20 protein-coding genes are annotated in these 17,831 nt (G+C 57.5%); 5 read left to right on the top strand and 15 right to left on the bottom strand.

Annotated features, from left to right (window positions below):
- Positions 1-7 precede the first annotated feature (7 nt).
- The gene (gene groL, locus BLM14_RS15780; protein WP_100000271.1) at positions 8-1,636 is read right to left on the bottom strand and encodes a chaperonin GroEL; all 1,629 of its coding nucleotides are present in this window, start codon (positions 1,634-1,636) and stop codon (positions 8-10) included.
- Positions 1,637-1,745: 109 nt separating this feature from the next.
- Between groL and BLM14_RS15775 the strand changes: the two genes are divergently transcribed.
- On the top strand, positions 1,746-2,015 hold the full coding sequence (locus tag BLM14_RS15775; RefSeq protein ID WP_100000270.1) for an usg protein: 270 nt from the start codon (positions 1,746-1,748) through the stop codon (positions 2,013-2,015).
- A 29-nt stretch (positions 2,016-2,044) separates the two neighbouring features.
- Here the strand turns inward: BLM14_RS15775 and BLM14_RS15770 are convergent, their stop codons facing one another.
- Positions 2,045-2,341 (bottom strand): DUF6958 family protein, encoded by a 297-nt coding sequence (locus BLM14_RS15770; protein ID WP_100000269.1) that lies wholly within the window; start codon positions 2,339-2,341, stop codon positions 2,045-2,047.
- Between the two features lie 77 nt (positions 2,342-2,418).
- Complete coding sequence (locus BLM14_RS15765) at positions 2,419-3,132, bottom strand: glutathione S-transferase N-terminal domain-containing protein (protein ID WP_100000268.1); 714 nt, start codon at positions 3,130-3,132, stop codon at positions 2,419-2,421.
- A 213-nt stretch (positions 3,133-3,345) separates the two neighbouring features.
- On the opposite strand from BLM14_RS15765, the gene BLM14_RS15760 reads away from it, so the two are divergent.
- Positions 3,346-4,110: an SDR family oxidoreductase gene (locus tag BLM14_RS15760; protein ID WP_100000267.1), complete on the top strand. Its 765-nt coding sequence runs from the start codon at positions 3,346-3,348 to the stop codon at positions 4,108-4,110.
- 73 nt (positions 4,111-4,183) lie between these two features.
- Here BLM14_RS15760 and BLM14_RS15755 read toward each other — a convergent pair whose 3' ends face one another.
- From BLM14_RS15755 to BLM14_RS15700, 12 genes are all read right to left on the bottom strand, one after another.
- Positions 4,184-4,999, bottom strand: coding sequence for a methyltransferase domain-containing protein (locus tag BLM14_RS15755; protein WP_100000266.1), 816 nt, complete (start codon positions 4,997-4,999; stop codon positions 4,184-4,186).
- Between the two features lie 99 nt (positions 5,000-5,098).
- Complete coding sequence (locus BLM14_RS15750) at positions 5,099-5,515, bottom strand: DoxX family protein (RefSeq protein ID WP_100000265.1); 417 nt, start codon at positions 5,513-5,515, stop codon at positions 5,099-5,101.
- 143 nt (positions 5,516-5,658) lie between these two features.
- The gene (gene recF / locus BLM14_RS15745; RefSeq protein ID WP_100000264.1) at positions 5,659-6,822 is read right to left on the bottom strand and encodes a DNA replication/repair protein RecF; all 1,164 of its coding nucleotides are present in this window, start codon (positions 6,820-6,822) and stop codon (positions 5,659-5,661) included.
- A gap of 21 nt (positions 6,823-6,843) precedes the next feature.
- Positions 6,844-7,962, bottom strand: coding sequence for a DNA polymerase III subunit beta (dnaN, locus tag BLM14_RS15740; protein ID WP_100000263.1), 1,119 nt, complete (start codon positions 7,960-7,962; stop codon positions 6,844-6,846).
- A 173-nt stretch (positions 7,963-8,135) separates the two neighbouring features.
- Positions 8,136-9,572, bottom strand: a complete 1,437-nt coding sequence (gene dnaA / locus BLM14_RS15735; RefSeq protein ID WP_418314234.1) for a chromosomal replication initiator protein DnaA — start codon at positions 9,570-9,572, stop codon at positions 8,136-8,138.
- A 954-nt stretch (positions 9,573-10,526) separates the two neighbouring features.
- On the bottom strand, positions 10,527-10,793 hold the full coding sequence (rpsT, locus tag BLM14_RS15730) for a 30S ribosomal protein S20 (RefSeq protein WP_100000262.1): 267 nt from the start codon (positions 10,791-10,793) through the stop codon (positions 10,527-10,529).
- Between the two features lie 156 nt (positions 10,794-10,949).
- The gene (locus tag BLM14_RS15725; protein ID WP_100000261.1) at positions 10,950-11,723 is read right to left on the bottom strand and encodes an enoyl-CoA hydratase; all 774 of its coding nucleotides are present in this window, start codon (positions 11,721-11,723) and stop codon (positions 10,950-10,952) included.
- Between the two features lie 12 nt (positions 11,724-11,735).
- The gene (gene mutM / locus BLM14_RS15720; protein WP_100000260.1) at positions 11,736-12,629 is read right to left on the bottom strand and encodes a bifunctional DNA-formamidopyrimidine glycosylase/DNA-(apurinic or apyrimidinic site) lyase; all 894 of its coding nucleotides are present in this window, start codon (positions 12,627-12,629) and stop codon (positions 11,736-11,738) included.
- The gene (locus BLM14_RS15715; protein ID WP_100000259.1) at positions 12,622-13,866 is read right to left on the bottom strand and encodes a phosphopentomutase; all 1,245 of its coding nucleotides are present in this window, start codon (positions 13,864-13,866) and stop codon (positions 12,622-12,624) included. The genes mutM and BLM14_RS15715 overlap by 8 nt, the downstream gene beginning before the upstream one ends.
- Positions 13,867-13,969: 103 nt before the next feature.
- Entirely contained in the window at positions 13,970-14,587 is a 618-nt protein-coding gene (locus BLM14_RS15710; protein ID WP_100000258.1) for a TadE/TadG family type IV pilus assembly protein, read from the bottom strand.
- 53 nt (positions 14,588-14,640) lie between these two features.
- On the bottom strand, positions 14,641-15,228 hold the full coding sequence (locus BLM14_RS15705; protein ID WP_100000257.1) for a TadE/TadG family type IV pilus assembly protein: 588 nt from the start codon (positions 15,226-15,228) through the stop codon (positions 14,641-14,643).
- A gap of 128 nt (positions 15,229-15,356) precedes the next feature.
- Entirely contained in the window at positions 15,357-15,797 is a 441-nt protein-coding gene (locus BLM14_RS15700; RefSeq protein ID WP_100000256.1) for a pilus assembly protein N-terminal domain-containing protein, read from the bottom strand.
- Between the two features lie 324 nt (positions 15,798-16,121).
- Between BLM14_RS15700 and BLM14_RS15695 the strand changes: the two genes are divergently transcribed.
- From BLM14_RS15695 to cpaB, 3 genes are all read left to right on the top strand, one after another.
- Positions 16,122-16,319, top strand: coding sequence for a Flp family type IVb pilin (locus BLM14_RS15695; RefSeq protein WP_237143386.1), 198 nt, complete (start codon positions 16,122-16,124; stop codon positions 16,317-16,319).
- Between the two features lie 18 nt (positions 16,320-16,337).
- Positions 16,338-16,862, top strand: a complete 525-nt coding sequence (locus tag BLM14_RS15690) for an A24 family peptidase (protein WP_100000255.1) — start codon at positions 16,338-16,340, stop codon at positions 16,860-16,862.
- Positions 16,863-17,012: 150 nt separating this feature from the next.
- Complete coding sequence (gene cpaB / locus BLM14_RS15685; protein ID WP_100000254.1) at positions 17,013-17,807, top strand: Flp pilus assembly protein CpaB; 795 nt, start codon at positions 17,013-17,015, stop codon at positions 17,805-17,807.
- The last annotated feature ends 24 nt before the right edge of the window (positions 17,808-17,831 follow it).

Genomic DNA, 17,831 nt, shown 5'->3' with positions numbered 1-17,831 from the left:
TATTGCGTCAATAATCCATGCCTCCGCCAGCGTGCATGGCAGGCGCCGGACTCTTCCTTGGAATGTCAGCGACCATTGCCTCCGTCGTGACCAACAGGCCTGCGATGGATGCGGCACCCTGAAGCGCACTGCGGACCACCTTTGCGGGATCGATGACGCCCATGTCGTATAGATTGCCGTATTCCCCGGTCTGGGCATTCCAGCCAAAGGAAAAATCGTCATTTTCGCGCAGTTTGCCGACGATAATCGATCCCTCGGCCCCGGCATTCTCGGCGATCTGGCGAGCTGGAGTCTCGATAGCGCGGCGTATGATGTCGATGCCGACGCTCTGATCGGCATTCTTTCCCTGCAGACCTTTGAGCGCTTGGGCCGACCGCAGCAGGGCTACGCCGCCACCTGGCAGAATGCCCTCTTCGACCGCCGCGCGGGTTGCATGCAGGGCATCATCGACGCGATCCCGCCTCTCCTTGACCTCGACTTCCGTCGACCCGCCAACCCGGATGACTGCAACACCCCCGGCAAGTTTCGCCAGCCGCTCCTGCAGTTTTTCACGATCATAGTCGGATGTCGTGTCCTCTATCTGCGCCTTGATCTGGGCGACACGTGCGGCGATATCGGATTTTGAACCAGCACCATCGACAAGCATGGTGGTTTCTTTCTCGATCACGACCTTCTTGGTACGGCCCAGCATGTTGAGCGTCACGCTTTCAAGCTTGATCCCCAAATCCTCGCTGATGGCGGTGCCACCGGTAAGGATGGCGATATCCTCCAGCATGGCCTTGCGGCGATCACCGAATCCCGGAGCCTTGACCGCAGCCACTTTCAGGCCGCCGCGCAGCTTGTTGACGACCAGGGTCGCCAGTGCTTCACCTTCGACGTCTTCGGCAATGATGAGCAGCGGCTTGCCGGACTGGATGACTGCTTCCAGAATTGGCAGCATCGCCTGCAGGTTCGAGAGTTTCTTTTCATGAATAAGGATATAGGGGTCTTCGAATTCGACCCGCATCTTCTCCTGATTGGTAACGAAGTAGGGAGAGAGGTACCCCCGGTCAAATTGCATGCCCTCGACGATTTCGAGCTCGGTTTCGGCCGTCTTGGCTTCCTCGACGGTAATGACGCCCTCGTGCCCGACCTTTCCCATGGCATCCGCCAGATATTGTCCGATCTCGGTATCGCCATTGGCGGAGATCGTGGCGACCTGGGCGATTTCGGCGTTGTTCGAGATCTTGCGGGCATTGCGCTTCAGTTCTTCGACCACCGCATCAACGGCGAGATCGATGCCGCGCTTCAGGTCCATCGGGTTCATCCCGGCAGCAACAGCCTTGCCGCCTTCGCGTACAATGGCCTGCGCGAGGACTGTCGCTGTCGTCGTGCCATCGCCGGCGATATCGCTGGTCCTCGACGCGACTTCGCGCAGCATCTGCGCGCCCATGTTCTCGAACTTGTCCTCAAGTTCGATCTCCTTGGCAACGGTAACGCCGTCCTTTGTGATACGCGGCGCGCCATAGGACTTTTCGATAACGACGTTGCGGCCTTTCGGCCCGAGCGTCACCTTGACGGCATCTGCAAGGATATCGACACCCTGCAGCATGAGATCGCGGGCATCACCGCTGAATTTGACTTCTTTTGCAGCCATTTGTCTTTACTCCTCTTTTTCAGGAAAAATCGTAATCTCCCCTTGAAAACACAATAGAATCGGACAAGATTCAGTGTGATGCATGAGTTGATCCACAAGGGTAATATTCATGACCACGAGAGCATTCGAACTTCAGTTGAAGGGTTACGGGCTGACGACAGCGGAAATACATTATCGCCTTCCCGACCACCCCAGCTTCCTCCAGCTATATATATGGCAGGAGTACGATCTTGCTCCGACTTTTCCGGAATTGAAAGGCTTTCTTGATTTCTGGTGCAAGGACATCGAGGGCCCATTGCACTCGGTCCGTATCGTGCATCAGCGTCTGATCGAGCCGCGCGAATGGCGGGCCGTCGACGGCATCATTTCAATACATTGAAAGACCTCAGAGCCTCGGGTCGTGGAGGCCTACACCCTGCGCAACCGTATAGGGCTTGTCTTCTCACGTTTCACCAGCCGCTTGGCCTCAAGGTCCAACTGGACGGTCTTCGCCCACCAGCCTGCCTTCGAACCGCCCGGAAACAGGTCTTGCGGCAGTTCGCCGGCAAGGCGCTCACTGATTTCAGCCAGCGTCAGGCCGGGTGATCTGCCTGGTAGGACCTTGAGATAGGCCTTGCGCATGGCATCGTACATGGCCCGGTCGACTTGTCTGCCTTTGCCCGGATGGTTGATGTTCTCGACTTCGATCCTGTCCTGCTGTTCCATTTGGTTCCTCCTACAGCTTATGGTTTGCCAAGGACGAATGAGCAGGGTTTGATCCGACAATCGCGAGGACTGCCGGATCATCGTTTTCTATGCCGCTTCGGAATATCCAGGCCGCGCTGCACGGCCGGGCGTGCGAGGCCGCGTTCCAGCCATGCCGGCACGTGCTTCAGGCTGGCATAGCCGACGAGGTCGCCCGCGCCGTAGAAGCCCACCAGATTGCGCACCCAGCCCAGCATCGAAATATCGGCAATGGTATATTCATCGCCCATGATCCATTGCCGCCCGTCAAGGCGTGTTTCAAGGACGCCGAGCAGGCGCTTCGATTCATCTGCGTAGCGCTGGAGCGGGCGCCTGTCCTCGATCTCGCGGCCCGCGAATTTATGGAAAAAGCCGACCTGGCCGAATATCGGTCCGATCGCCGCCATCTGGAAGAACACCCACTGGATGGTCTCGTAGCGCCCGGCCGCATCGGCCGGGATGAGCTTGCCGGTCTTTTCGGCCAGATAAAGCAGGATCGCCCCGGACTCGAACAGGCCAATCGGCTTGCCGCCCGGACCGTCCGGATCGACGATTGCCGGGATCTTGCTATTGGGGTTCAGCGAGAGAAATTCCGGCGTCCAGCTCTCGTTCTTGCCGATATCGACGGCATGCGGCTCATAGGGCAAGCCAATCTCTTCGAGCGCGATCGAAACCTTGACGCCGTTCGGGGTCGGAAAGGAATAGAGTTGCAGGCGGTCGGGATGCTTGGCCGGCCATCGGGCGGCGATGGCGAAGGCGGACAGATCTGGCATGGAAACTCCGTGGTCTGGTAGGGCGATGATTCTGCGCGGACGTTAGCACGGCGGCACAGACGCTTCCATTCGCGCGGGTTGGATGAGATTGTTCGCTTTTTACGAAAAGCAATTCCGGCTTTTGCCGACTAATCCGAACGGGAGCACGCCCCCATCTTCATGCCAAGATGGTTGGCCGGCCAGACGCCGGTCCCAAACAGCAGGAGAAAGAACATGAATCGCTTGTCTGGAAAAGTTGCGTTGATTACCGGTGCAAGTGCCGGCATTGGCCGCGCCACCGCCAAACTCTTCGCAAAGGAGGGCGCCAAGCTCGTTATCGGAGCCCGCCGCAAGGAGGAACTTGATGCGCTGGTGGCCGAAATCGAAGCCGATGGCGGCGAAGCAGTCGCTCTGGCCGGGGATGTCCGTTCCGAAGATTATGCCAAAGCGCTCGTTGCGCTCGCTGCCGAGCGTTATGGCAAGCTCGATATTGCCTTTAACAATGCCGGTACGCTTGGCGAAGCAGGGCCGAGCACGGGTGTGTCGGAGGCGGGCTGGAACGATGCCATCGCGATCAACCTCACCGGCTCGTTCCTCGGTGCAAAGCACCAGATCGCCGAAATGCTCAAGCAAGGCGGTGGGTCGGTTATCTTTACATCGACATTTGTTGGCTACAGCTTCGCCTTTCCAGGTGTGGCCGCCTATGCCGCGAGCAAGGCTGGGCTCATCGGCCTCACGCAGGCGCTTGCCGCCGAATATGGTGCGCAGAACATACGGGTGAATGCCATCTTGCCGGGCGCTGTCGATACGGACATGTATCGCGAAATGAACAATACGGCCGAATCGCAGGCATTCATCACCAACCTGCATGCGCTGAAGCGTGTGGCCACTGCGGAAGAATTGGCGCGGTCGGTCCTCTATCTTGCTTCCGACGATGCTGCATTCGTCACGGGCACGGCTTCGCTGGTTGATGGTGGTGCTTCAATTACCCGGACATAATCCGGCTGAAGAAAGGGAGCCAGGTGGCTCCCTTTAACTGCCGTTGGCGGGCCGCCACAAAAGGCGCGGCATCCTAGCCCGGGACACGCCCGCACAGCCGGAAAAACATGTGCGAAGTCACCAGCGCATCGGGTCTGGACAGGTAAAGTTCGAGCATCGCGAGATCGGTTTCCAGTTCGCGGCGCTTGATGAAGCCGCCGTCGACCAGCTTGTCAGCGACATTGTTGATGAAGTCGCGCAGGATCGTCCGGCGATCATGACCGGGCGGGTAGACATGGACCACGGCATCTACCCGGATGTCCACGACGCCGGCCTCGCGAAACAGGCGGTGGGTGCGCCGGCCAACGAAAAGGTCGATCCCCTGCGCCGCCGAATAAGCGGTGTAAGCGTCAACAAGACGGGTCCATTCGGGCAAAGGCGGATCGCAGATGTGGGCGAGAAAATCCGCCTCGAAACTGGCGACCCAGCCTCCCGGGCGCACCAACGATACCATTTCACGCACGATAAGTTCGGGCTTCGGCACATTGACAAGGACGAGGCGCATGTGTGCGCCGTCAAACGATGCGCGGGGCATGCCCGTATCGTAGGCGTCGCCCTCACGAACCTCGACCTGCGTCAAGCCGTGATCGGCGACGAAGTGGCGCGCCAGCTCGACAAAATGTGCACTGCGCTCAATGCCCAGAACCGATCCGGTAGGGCCGACGCGCTTGCCCAGGAGGTGTAGGACACCTCCGGGACCGCAGCCGAGATCGACGACGCGTTCGCCCTGTTTGATCCCGATCTTCTCGAATTGAGCGTCGGAATCCGGGGCGAGGTTGGCGATCTGACGCTTCAGCCGCATTTCTTCGGCTTCGGCACGTCCAAGCAGGTAGACATCTGGCTGTGTCATGGCTGGTTCCCTCAGCGTGAACACATATCAATGACATTGGGTTGCTATAGAGAATGCGCCCGCCCACCCGCATGGTCAACACATCCGGAATGTGAGTTGCTACCGGCTGAATGGAATCAAAGCGCGGATGCGCGGATCCCGCAGGTACAGCCCGCCCCAGATCATCAGGCCAAGATAGACACCGAACAGGGTGTGGCTGAACAGCGGGTTTGCGATACGCACATGCGTGGCGATTGCGCCACCAAGATAACCGGTCAAAAGAATTGCGCCCAGGACCGCTGTGCGCGGATAGGCATAGAGCAGTGTGCAAACAAGCGTCAGAATGCCGAGGAAGCGAGCAAAATTTGCACTGCCTGGGTAGCCAAGTTGGGCCGTCGTTTCCGTGACCACGTCCAACGGCACCAGTTTTATGCCGCCGTCGAAGATCAGAAACAGGATGACAAGACCGCTGAGAACGCGACCAGCCCAGACCGCCCTGCTTGAAGAGATTGTTGTGCTCCGTTCGGTGAATTCCATGACTATGTCCTTCCAATGGTTCAATGTTATTGTCTGAAGACTGTCAGAAGGACGATTGGACGATGACGGTCCCGACAGTACTGTCCGATTATTTTTGCCGTAACCGCAAAAAGGGCCAAACAAAGCAGCGAGAAAGCGTTTGATCAGGCTGCCCGCACTTCGCCGTGCGACACATCGAAGAACTGAGCGCGGCCCTCAAGGCTTTTGAACAGCGCCTTGTCGGTGCCGGTCATGAAGGCCTGGCCACCCAGTTCCTCGATAATATCGAAAAGTGCCGCGCGGCGGCCTTCATCGAGATGCGCGGCAATCTCGTCGAGGAGCAGGATCGGCGCCATGCCCGCAAGTTCGCCGGTCAGCCGTGCATGGGAAAGGATGAGGCCGATCAGCAGCGCCTTCTGCTCACCGGTAGAGCAATGCTCTGCCGGCATGGCTTTGGGCCGGTGGCGAACAAGGAGATCCGAGCGGTGCGGACCGTCCAGCGTGCGTCCGGCAGCGCGGTCGCGGCTGCGGCCGTCATGCAACGCGCGCCGGAAGGTTTCCTCGACGTCGGTGGCGGATTCTATCCCGACACGCTGTTCGAGTTCGCCTTCAAGCAAGCAGTCAGCCTTGGGGAAGGGGCTGTCGTCCGGCAAGCGCTCGATCATGCCATTGATGAGCCGCATGAGTTCAGCCCGCGCGGCTGCAATGGCGATGCCGAGCTCGGCCATCGGGGTCTCTATCGCGTCAAGCCAGGAATCGTTGCTGCGCTCTTCCGTAAGCAGACGGTTACGGCTGCGCATCGCCTTTTCATAGTCGAGGACGCGCTTGCCATGAGCGGGGTCGATGGCGAGGACCATGCGGTCGAGAAAGCGCCGCCGGTCGGCAGCAGGGCCGGTGAACAGCCCGTCCATAGCGGGAACGAGCCAGAGAATGCGCGAATAGTCGAGCAGTTCGTCGGCGCCAGCTGCGGTCACCCCATTGATGCGGACGCGGCGCGCGGTAGCGCCCGGTGCATTGCCGGCAAGGCCGGTGCCGACATCGACCGAGCCCTCGGTGGTCTCGATGGCCGCGTGGATGGCGAAGCCGTCCGGCGCATTGGTGCGGGTGACGTCCGTATAGGTTGCGCGCCGCAAGCCCCGTCCGGGCGACAGGAACGATATGGCCTCGAGCAGATTGGTCTTGCCGGCGCCGTTCTCGCCGGTCAGAACGACATGCGACGGCCCGAGCCGCAGCGACAGGCTTTCATAATTGCGGAAATTGGCAAGCTTCAACCGGCTGATCGCAACGCGGGCCGGTTTGCCCGCGTCCGTGGAGGGATCATCGGTCATGGGAACAATGCTTGGCGGGTACTACACCCGCATCGGCATGAGCACATAAAGCGCATTTTCGTCGCCCGTATCCCGCACCAGTGTCGGCGAGCCCGCATCGGCAAGCATGAAGATCGCTTCGGAGCCGGTCAGTTGCGCGGTGATGTCGAGCAGATATTTGGCATTGAAGCCGATTTCGATCGGATCGGAGTCATAATCCGCCGCCAGCTCATCCGTTGCGCTGCCGGAATCCGGGTTATTGACGGTCAACGTCAACTGGCCATCGGCGATCGTCAGCTTGACGGCGCGGCCGCGCTCGCTGGAAATTGTCGAGACGCGGTCGACAGCGGAAGCAAAACTCTGGCGATCGATCGTCAGTTTCTTGTCATTGCCTGACGGAATGACGCGCTGATAATCCGGGAAGGTGCCATCGATGAGCTTGGAGGTCAGAACCACCGAGCCGATGGTGAAGCGGATCTTGGTCTCCGACAGTTCAACCGTGACGGCCACATCCGGATCATCGACGAGCTTCTGCAGTTCAGCGACCGTCTTGCGCGGGATAATGATGCCGGGCATGCCCTCGGTACCCGATGGGGCTTCGAGTTCGGCACGGGCGAGGCGGTGGCCATCGGTGGCGACCGCCCGCAATTTCAAGGTGCCGTCGCTTTCAATGGCGTGGAAATAGATGCCGTTGAGATAATAGCGGGTTTCTTCGGTGGAGATCGCAAATTGCGTCCGCTCGATCAGGCTTTTGAGGGCGCTCGAAGGCATGCGGAATGTGTGGCTGAAGGAACCGGCGGTCAGCTCTGGAAAATCCGACTGCGGCAGGCACTGCAGGCGGAAACTCGACCGGCCCGACGTCACGGCCATGGAATTGCCGTCGGTATTGGTCGCCAGCATCACTTCGGCACCATCCGGCAGCTTGCGCACGATGTCGTAGAGCAGGTGGGCGGGAACGGTGGTCGCACCGGATTGCTCGATCTGCGCCGCCGTTGCTTCCGTCACTTCGAGATCGAGGTCGGTTGCCTTCAGGGCGAGGCTTGCGCCATCCGCGTTCAGGAGGACATTCGACAGGATCGGAATGGTGTTGCGCCGTTCGACCACGCGATGGACATGATTGAGCGACTTCAGAAGGTTGGAACGTTCAAGAGTTACACGCATGATAAACCGGTCTCGCTGACATCAATTCCAGCCAAAGCGCCACGGGCTTGCGACGCTTTACTGGCGAGGGGACAAATTTCCCCCAGGGTCAAGCAAATTGGCAGAAATTCATGTCAAAAAGCAAGCCTGCGGCGGGCATCAACGTACCACACCGCAGGCTTTCTGTTGATAAACTATTGGGCCTGATCGTTGATGAGGCGCTTGAGGAGCTCGAGCTCCTGCGACAGTTTCTGGTCCTTGCCGACGATATCCTCGATCTTGCGCACGGCATGGAGAACCGTGGTGTGATCGCGCCCGCCGAAGCGGCGACCGATTTCTGGCAGGGAGCGCGGTGTAAGCATCTTGGCGAGATACATAGCGATTTGACGAGGTTTGACGATCGTCCGCGTGCGCCGGTTCGACAAGAGGTCCTGCTTCGACACATTGTAGTGCCGTGCAACGATGCGTTGGATTTCCTCGATGCGGATACGCTTGGCTTCGCCGCCGCGCATCAAATGACTCAAGAGTTCATCGACGCGATCGACTGAAAGGTTCGGCTCGAATGTCTGGCGGAACAGAAGCTGATTGAACGCACCTTCGAGTTCGCGGCCGCTGCCGGTAACGGACTGGGCGACATGATCGAGGATTGCCAGGGGAATATCCAGCGACTGGTCCTCGGCTTGGGCGGCGGCAAGGCGGCGCTTGAGGATTTCCAGGCGCATTGTGTAGTCCGGCGCGATCATTTCCAGGGCGACACCGCCCTGAAGGCGCGAGCGAACGCGCGCATCCAGCGATTCCAGCTCTGATGGCGGGCGGTCGGCGGCGACGACGACCTGCTTGGCGCTGTCGAGCAGTGTATTGATCAGATGGCAGAATTCATGCTGGATCGACTTGCCCTGCAGGAACTGCATGTCATCGATGATCAGAAGGTCGATATCGCGCAACTGTTCCTTGAACGACAGGGCATTGTTGTCGCGGATGGCCGTCGCAAAGCGCCACATGAAATATTCAGCGGTGAGGTAGACGACACGGGCGCGTTCGGGGCGCTTCAGCGCCTCGGCGGCGATCGCCTGCAGGAGGTGCGTCTTGCCGAGGCCGACAGAGGCGTGGATGAACAGCGGATTGAAACGGACGGCACTGGCGCCGGCATCGGCTATGGTGCGGGCAGCGGCAAGTGCAACGCGATTGGGTGTCCCATCGACAAAGGTGTCGAACGTATAGCGTGGGTCAAGCGGCGAACCGAAGACGGAATTCTGGGCGCGATCAGCAAAATGTGCGGGTGCCTTCTTGTCCAGCACGGTGTTGCCGACAGGAAAAACCGGCTTGTCGCGGGCAAGGGCGCGGGTTTCGGCACGCGGCGCCGTTTCGGCATCACAGGCTGGCCGGGCAGCACGGCTGGCGCTGCGGAAAACAATCTCGACCTTCAGAATCTGCTCGTCTTCTTCGCGCCACAAGGCAGCGATCATGTCGGAGTAGTGGTTGTTGATCCAGGAGCGCAGGAATGCGGTCGGAACCGACAGGCGAACAATGCTCTTGGACGTCTCGTCCAGCTTCAGGCGGCCAAACCAGCTCGAATAGACTTCGCTGCCGAGTTTGGCCTTAAGCTTCAGCTTGACGCGCTCAAAGATCATATCGCCTTGACTGCTGGCCCCATCCATATCGTCCCCTTCCATATGGAGCGGGACCATGGCTTTTGTGCCGTTTTCCATTATTCCGCTGGTCATTGTCATTGCCTCATCCTGATATATTTCGATCGGGTCTGTAGTATGCCCGTGTTTTTTTGGTGCAGGCGATTGATCGCCCTGCAATGTTCCAGCCCACCGCCCCAGTGGTCGGCCCGAAAATTCTGAATCTAATGTTTGGAGGTTGTAGCGATCACGCGGTGCAGGACTGAATTAATCTCGTCCAGAATATTTATAACTACCACGTTCGCATCCCTCTCAGTTCAGGCGCAGAAAGACTCCCGCCCGGCTCCCGCCAGCGTCGTCAACTCGCTCGTTTTATGAAACAACCCAAGTCCGTTGGACCTGAGTACCGACAATACATACCCGTTACGCAAACAAGAAATTTGCGCCCGAAACCACAATTTTATAAGCCTGTTAAATGGGTCTTTGCCCACCCCTTTGATGTCTGGACCTTACAAAAACCTTTGCAGGAAGGGCAAGGGCAGCACCAAGGGTTTTTTGATGAATTAAGGGTTAACGGATTTTCATTTTTTTAACTATCTCCGGTTCAACGAGGAAAAAGCCTTCGGATTCAAAGCCTTTTTTGGAATGCCAATTTTGTTGCACTGCGGACTCTCGCGATCAAAAAAAAATATTAAATTATCGCTTGACACAGGCTGGGGCTACAGATTCTCCGCGCTCGGTTTGCACCATTACGGCTACCTTCCATAAGCCATTGAAAACAAACGGAAAATGATGATTGACGCTTTTTGTCCTAATCCGTTTGTAACGGTCATATGTCATGGTTTTGATAACCCACAATCTTTTCCCCGGGTAACGAATTTATTCCCAGAATCGCGGCAAATAAAAAAACCCGGCTAAATAGAAGCCGGGTTTTCAAATATAAATATTAGGGTCTGTTTATGCAGACATGCCCTTCAGGCGTGCCGACAGGCGCGATACTTTGCGCGACGCCGTATTCTTGTGAAGGACGCCCTTCGACGCTGCGCGCATTACTTCCGGCTCGACCGCCTTGAAGGCGAGCGTAGCGGCAGCCTGGTCGCCACTTGCCACCGCGTCTTCGAACTTGCGAAGGAAGGTGCGCACGCGCGAGCGGCGGGATTTGTTTACTTCGGTGCGGGCTTCGATCTTGCGCGCCGCTTTCTTGGCCGAAGGAGTGTTGGCCATGATGCCTCTCTTTTCTGTCAGCTAATCGGCAGCCTCAAAGCAGCCGTCACAAAATAATAGGGTGGCCGAGGGGCCACCGAACGTTGTCGGGCTTATAGATGACGTTTGCTTTTGCGTCAACTTGGAATCTGTATGGTTCAAAAGCAAATTTTGCCATCAGCGGTTTTTGAAGTTCGGAGTGCGTTTTTCGGCAAAGGCGGCCATTCCCTCCCTCTGATCTTCGAGGGCGAACATGGAGTGGAAGACGCGCCGTTCGAACCTCAGACCCTCCGACAGCGTCGTTTCATAGGCGCGGTTGATCGTCTCCTTGGTCATCATCACGACGGGTAGGGAGAAGGAGGCAATCTTCTTGGCCGCCTTCAGGGCTTCGTCAATCAGCTCACCGGCGGGAACGACCCGGGAGACCAGTCCGCAGCGCTCCGCTTCGGCAGCATCCATCATGCGGCCGGTCAGGCACAGATCCATGGCCTTCGACTTGCCGACAAAGCGGGTGAGTCGCTGTGACCCGCCCATACCCGGCATGACCCCGAGTGTAATTTCCGGCTGGCCGAATTTGGCGGTTTCGGCTGCGATGATGAAATCGCACATCATGGCAAGTTCGCAGCCACCGCCAAGCGCGTAGCCGGCCACTGCGGCGATCAGGGGCTTGCGCAGCCGCGTGACCCGCTCCCATTCGCTGAAATAGTCACCGAGATAGGCATCGGCAAATTCCAGCGTCTGCATCTCCTTGATGTCGGCTCCGGCCGCGAAGGCCTTTTCCGAGCCGGTTATGACAATCGCACCGATGCCATTGTCCTTGTCGAAGGACTCAAGAGCCGTATTCAGCTCGGCGAGGAGGGCGGAATTCAGCGCGTTGAGTGCCTGCGGGCGATTGAGCTGGATGAATCCGACTTTTTCGCGCGTCTCGACAATGATGTTCTCGTAGGTCATCCGGTTTTCCTCCTAATGCTGGCAGACGGGGCAATAGAATGTCGAGCGCCCGCTTTGAACGATACGCGATATGGTGCCACCGCAACCTGAACGCGGGCAAGGGGCGCCTTCGCGATCATAGACAGAAAATGAATGCTGGAAATATCCAAGCTCGCCATCGGCCTGGCGGTAATCCTTCAGGCTTGATCCACCCGCCTTGATGGCATCGGCGATGACAGAGCGGATAGAAGCTGCGAGGCGTTCAGACATCCCGGTTGCGGCACCATTCTCACCGGCAATAGTGCCCGCCATGCGCCTAGGCGACAGTTCGGCGCGCCACAGAGCCTCGCACACGTAGATATTGCCGAGCCCGGCAATCAGCTTCTGGTCTAGCAGCGCCGCCTTCAACGGTGCGCCCTTGTTGTGGAAGAGTTTGGCGAGCAACGCCCCATCCAGCCGGTTGCCGGTGGGCTCGGTGCCGAGATCCTTGATCAGGGGATGCATGTTGAGGCCGCCCGGCTCGGCAAACAGCATGAAGCCGAAGCGCCGCGGGTCATTATAGATGATGCGGTTTTTCGCCCCGTCCTTTGCGCCCAGATGCATCACCACATGGTCGTGCACGGCGTTTTTGGAGCGCTCATGCTGGAAGGTTCCCGGAACCTGATCCCCGTCGTCCTGCTCGATGCGGTAGGAACCTGACATGCCGAGATGACTGATCAGGCCGAGACCGTCATCGAGATGCACGATGAGATATTTGGCGCGGCGCTCCAGCGCCTCGATCCGGCGGCCGGTCAGCCGTTCGACAAAGCGGTCCGGGAAGGGAAAGCGCAGGTCAGGTCGTCTTTGCTCGACGGCAAGGACAGTCGCGCCTTCCATGAACGGCTGCAATCCGCGCCGGACGGTTTCAACTTCAGGTAGTTCAGGCATCTGGAGACCGGTCCCCTGTGCCCTTCAGGAAGCTCTTGCCATGCAGGCCAGGCGCGATGCCGAGATGTGCCGCGACTGTCTCGCCAATATCAGCGAAGGTCGGACGAATGCCGAAGGAACCGCGAGGCAGGTCCGGGCCAAAGCAAAGGACGGGAACCCGCTCGCGCGTGTGGTCCGTACCTTTGTACGTCGGGTCGCAGCCATGATCGGCGGTGAGAACCAAAAGATCGCCCTGGCGCAGCTTGGCCAGTGCTTCGGGCAGGCGCCTGTCAAACGCCTCGAGCGCCGCCGCATAGCCGGGCACATCCCGGCGGTGGCCATAAAGCATGTCGAAATCGACAAAATTTGTGAAAACGAGATCGCCATCCTGCGCATCGTCCATGGCGATCAGGGTTTCGTCGAACAATGCCATGTTGCCGTTGGCCTTGCGCACTTGGCTGACGCCCTGATGGGCATAGATGTCGCCGATCTTGCCAATGGCGATGACGGTGCGTCCAGCCTGTGTCAGGCGGTCAAGCAGCGTCGGCTCCGGCGGCGGCACGGAATAATCGCGGCGGTTGCCGGTGCGATTGAACGTTTCCCGGGTTTCGCCGACAAATGGCCGTGCGATCACGCGGCCGATGTTCAGGGGATCGACCAGTTCACGGACAATCCGGCAGAGCTCATATAGCCGGTCGAGACCAAAATATGTCTCATGCGCGGCGATCTGGATGACGGAATCCGTGGATGTGTAGAAGATCGGCTTTCCGGTCTTTATGTGTTCCTCGCCATGTTCCTCGATGATTTCGGTACCAGAAGCATGTTTGTTGCCGAGAATGCCGGGGAGTGCTGCCCTGCGCACAGCATCGGCGACGAGATTGTCCGGAAAAGTAGGGATTGTTTGCGGAAAATAGCCCCAGTTAAACGTGACCGGCACGCCGGCAATTTCCCAGTGCCCGGATGGCGTGTCCTTGCCGTTCGAGACTTCCTCCGCGGCTCCCCAAAGTCCGACAGGCTCGGGCTCCTGGGCCGAGAGCGGCAATTCGGCCGCGAGATTGGCTGCATGCAGAAGCCCAAGCGCGCCCAAATTGGGCAATTTCAGCGGTCCCGAGCGAAGGCCAGCCTTGTCGCCATGTCCAGCTGCACAGGCCTCGATAATATGACCAAATGTATTCGAGCCCTCATCGCCAAACGCCTTGGCATCGGGTGCACCGCCAATTCCAAAGGAATCGAGTACAAAAAGAAAAGCGCGGGACATGCCTCACTCCGTTTAAACCAGACATCACAGATAGGTCATACAGTGCGCCATGACAAATCAATGGCACACGTAACCATTATCCGCCGGTTGTGGAGTAAATTTATCAGCAGTTGGAACAGGCGACAGCAACACCTTGGCGAACGCGGCCAAAGGACGTCTTTGCCATGGAGAGCCCCATCGTCGATACGCCGGCTGTCGTGCTCACCGTGTCTTTGAAGTTAAAGGGCATCAAGGGAACATAGGCCATTGACGTTTCGACACGGATTACCGATGTCCCGGGTATCATCAGATTGGCATCGATGACCACGGTGCTACCCGCCGCAAAAGGTGTCGTGAATGAACTGTTGACCATTCGCCGCGACCAGGCGACCGTGGCCGAGCCTGAAGCCGGAATATTGATGGCTGTCACGGTAATCTGAGGTACGTCACTCTTGTAAGGCAAAAGAATAGCTGCGGCGATATTCATGATGCCTTTGATCTGGTCCGTGGTGATTGTCTGCTGCTGTGTCACGAGATCGGCGACCATATTGGTGGCGCGGCCGAGCTTCTTGTTGACGTCGAACCCCGAGGTCACTTCAACGCTGCCGAGATAGAGCACGATCAGGACAGGTGCGATGAACGCGAATTCCATTGCCGCGACGCCGCGTCTGTCTCTCAGGAAGCGCTTGGCGAGTGTCGCTAGTCTTCCGGCCGCCATTATCTGTCTTTTATAGGCTTTCATGTATCACCTTCGGAAGAATGCAGGAGCAGTTTGTTTGACTGGGTTGCTTGGCGTCAAAGATAGGGTTCGTTTCTCCAGGTCGCAGTCGAAAAGAGCATTGTCTTTCCCTGGCCCTCGACAGTTTCGATGCGATGTTTCATCAGGTCGGTGAGGACCGGCCAGCGATAGAAGATGCGCAATTGATTGATCGTGCTCGCGCCGCCGGGCGCGATCGTCAGCTTGGTCGTATCGACATCGCCGGCCGAGTTGAGCGGGAGTGTCAGGGGAACCGCGGCGAAACTTGTGTAAGTCTGCAAATCAACAAACAGGTCGGGACAACCGGTGGCATGCATAAACAATTTGGGGCAAATTTCATTCTTTAGCGCGCCGTCAGCTTTGATGGCGGCAGCCGTGATCTCCCCCGTGCGCAGCCTCCGTGCGATGTCGTCGGCAGCGTTTGACATGACCTGCTGCGCGGTGAAGCTCAGGCTGACTTCGATAATGGCGAAGATCAGCAGGAAGAAGGGAAGGGCGATCAGGGCGAATTCGATTGCCACCGTGCCGCGCCTGTTGGCGCAGAAGCGCGCAGTCAATGAGGGGCGCGAACGTGCGTTTTCGGCAAGGCTCTGATCATCAAGAAATTTATCGGTATTCCGCAACATGGTTTTCTCCGCACCATTTAGGCCGGGGAAATTCTTATCATGCCAGATGTTAGAATCTCGTTCGAAGACCAGTGCAAATTGCAACTATTGGATTCACTGTTTCTCAACCGTGATCGGGTCGTTGCAGTTCAATTGCCGCCGATCTGGGCGTCAGATGCCTTTTCAGCCTCGGTCTTCTGCGCTGTCTCGCAATAGGGTGTGCATGAGAGTGTCTGGACATAGGCGCGGCGGTAAACGCGGGTCGTATTGGCCACACTGCGGCTGACCATAACCTGGTCATCGACGATCGCGGCGCCATCCGCATCCATGATGACGATATTGGTGATCCCGAAACCCTTGCCGGTAAGAACAACGGTGCGCGAATCCTTGACGACGGCATCGGCGATTTCCGGATCTCCCACGACGACCGTATCGGCGGGCCGGGCCAGTTTCAGAATTCTTGCCTGGTTCATCACGACATGAATGCCGGTTTCGGCATTGGTCGTCGTGACTGCTGACAGGACAGCCGCCAGGGTCATTCCTGCTGCCAGTCCATAAGAGCGGATGTGGTGGCCTCTAATGCGAACCATGGGGAAACCCTTCGAAAAAACGCTAGATCAACCATGGCGGGGATTGGTGAAGGAAAGCTTAAATCTGCGAACGGATTGTTAAGTATGATTCATAGAGCATGATCTGATCGTATATGGGAAAGAGCCATAGCTCTTTTGAAACCGGCAAGAATAGATAGAAATTATAACAAATTCCGGCAGTGCCTTTTACTCTTTTGATACGAGAACTTTGATTTGTGCCTGATTTACATTTCCGTAACGGTATTTCTTAAGGTGAATGCAATTCGCCGCAGCTAGCTTTTCATGATTATTAAAGACGGTGGTGGAACAAGCGAGAGGTTTGACATGAAACGCAGCGTGAATGCGATCCTCGACGTTTTTGCCCGCTTCCAAAGGGATGAGACTGGTGCGACTGCCATTGAATATACGCTGATCGCGTCACTCGTCAGCATCGGCGTCATCGTTGGGGCGGGGATACTCGGGGTATCAGTCAAGGATCTGTATATCGGTCTTGCTGACGACGTAACAGAAGCCATGAATTGACAAGCACGGATCATATTTATGATTGAAGCGGCCATACTCATCGTTTTTCCATTTGCCATGGCGTTTGCAGGCGTTTCAGACTTGTTATCCATGACAATTCAAAACCGTGTCTCGCTTATCCTTGTTGTATCCTTTGCGGTTCTTGCGCCCCTGACGGGCATGCCGTGGGACCTCTACGGAATGCATTTTGTTGCGGGAGCGGCAGTCCTTGCCGCCACATTCGCGCTGTTCGCCACAGGAACGATGGGCGGGGGCGATGCAAAACTCATGTCCGCCACCGCCGTCTGGCTGGGATGGAATCTTGGACTGGCCGAATATCTTCTGACCATGTCCATACTCGGCGGTCTGCTGACGATCGCAATCCTCCGCTACCGGAGCTCGCATTTTGCCGTCGCCTATACCGAGCGGTTTGAGTTCATGCGCCGCCTTGCGAGAAAAGATGTAGGCGTGCCTTATGGAATTGCACTTGGCTTGGCCGGCTTGCTGACCTTCCCGGCTTCGCCTTTGTGCCTGTGGGTGATCAATCGCCTGGCGCACATCTGAAAGCAACAGCCTTACTCATAGAGGCTGCCCAAATAGTAAACGTTAAGTGCCGTTAATCATACTTTTAAGCAAAACGTTAACCTTAATTACACGATTGGTAAGTCAGAGTGCGACCTTAGTATCTAAGACGAAAGTCTAGTGGGGCGCGGAATGCAAAAAGCACGTCTTGTCATTTTGATCGTAGCGGTCGCTGCTGCGGGTGCAGCTGGCTATATAGCCACGCGCATGAAGCCGACCACGGTTGTTGTCGAATCCGCGCAACCGCAGATCAAATTGCAGGATGTTCTGGTCGCTACCGAAAACCTCGGCGTCGGAGCAGAAATGACGGGCCAAATGCGCTGGCAGGCATGGCCGGAAGATGCCATCGCTGATGGATATATCAAGCGCGCCGACCGGCCGAAGGCGGAAGAAGAGTTGCGGGGTTCAACTGTACGCCTGCAGATTTTCCCAGGCGAACCAATTCGCGAAGCAAAATTGATTGGCAAAGGCCAAAGCTTCATGTCCGCGCAGCTCCCGGCCGGCATGCGGGCCGTCGCAACGCAAATTGCTGCCGAGACGTCCGCAGGCGGGTTCATTCTGCCCGATGACTATGTCGATGTCATTATGATCCGCCAGATGGAAGGGGAGCAAAAGCAGTATGCGACCGAAACCATTCTGAGCAACATCCGTGTCCTGGCGATCGACCAGACAATCCAGGAAGACGAGACGGGACAAAAGACCAAGGTTGGGTCGACTGCGACGCTCGAACTGACGCCGGAACAGGCAGAAATCCTGACGGTTGCCCAGCAGATGGCAAGCCGTCTGTCACTGGTTTTGCGCTCCGTTCAGGATGCCCAGGAACAGACGGGACCCGGTGCGGAATATCTTGTCAATTCGCCGGGCCGGGCCGGCAACGTCAAACTGATCAAGTCGGGGACAGTTACCGAAATTTTGGGGCGCAAATAAAATGGGGTTTGGGTCATTCATCAT

Origin of the sequence: Phyllobacterium zundukense (assembly GCF_002764115.1) — a bacterium.
Classification (GTDB): Bacteria; Pseudomonadota; Alphaproteobacteria; order Rhizobiales; family Rhizobiaceae; genus Phyllobacterium; species Phyllobacterium zundukense.
Note: the sequence above shows the minus strand (reverse complement) of the source record. Positions and strands in the feature narration are given on the sequence as shown.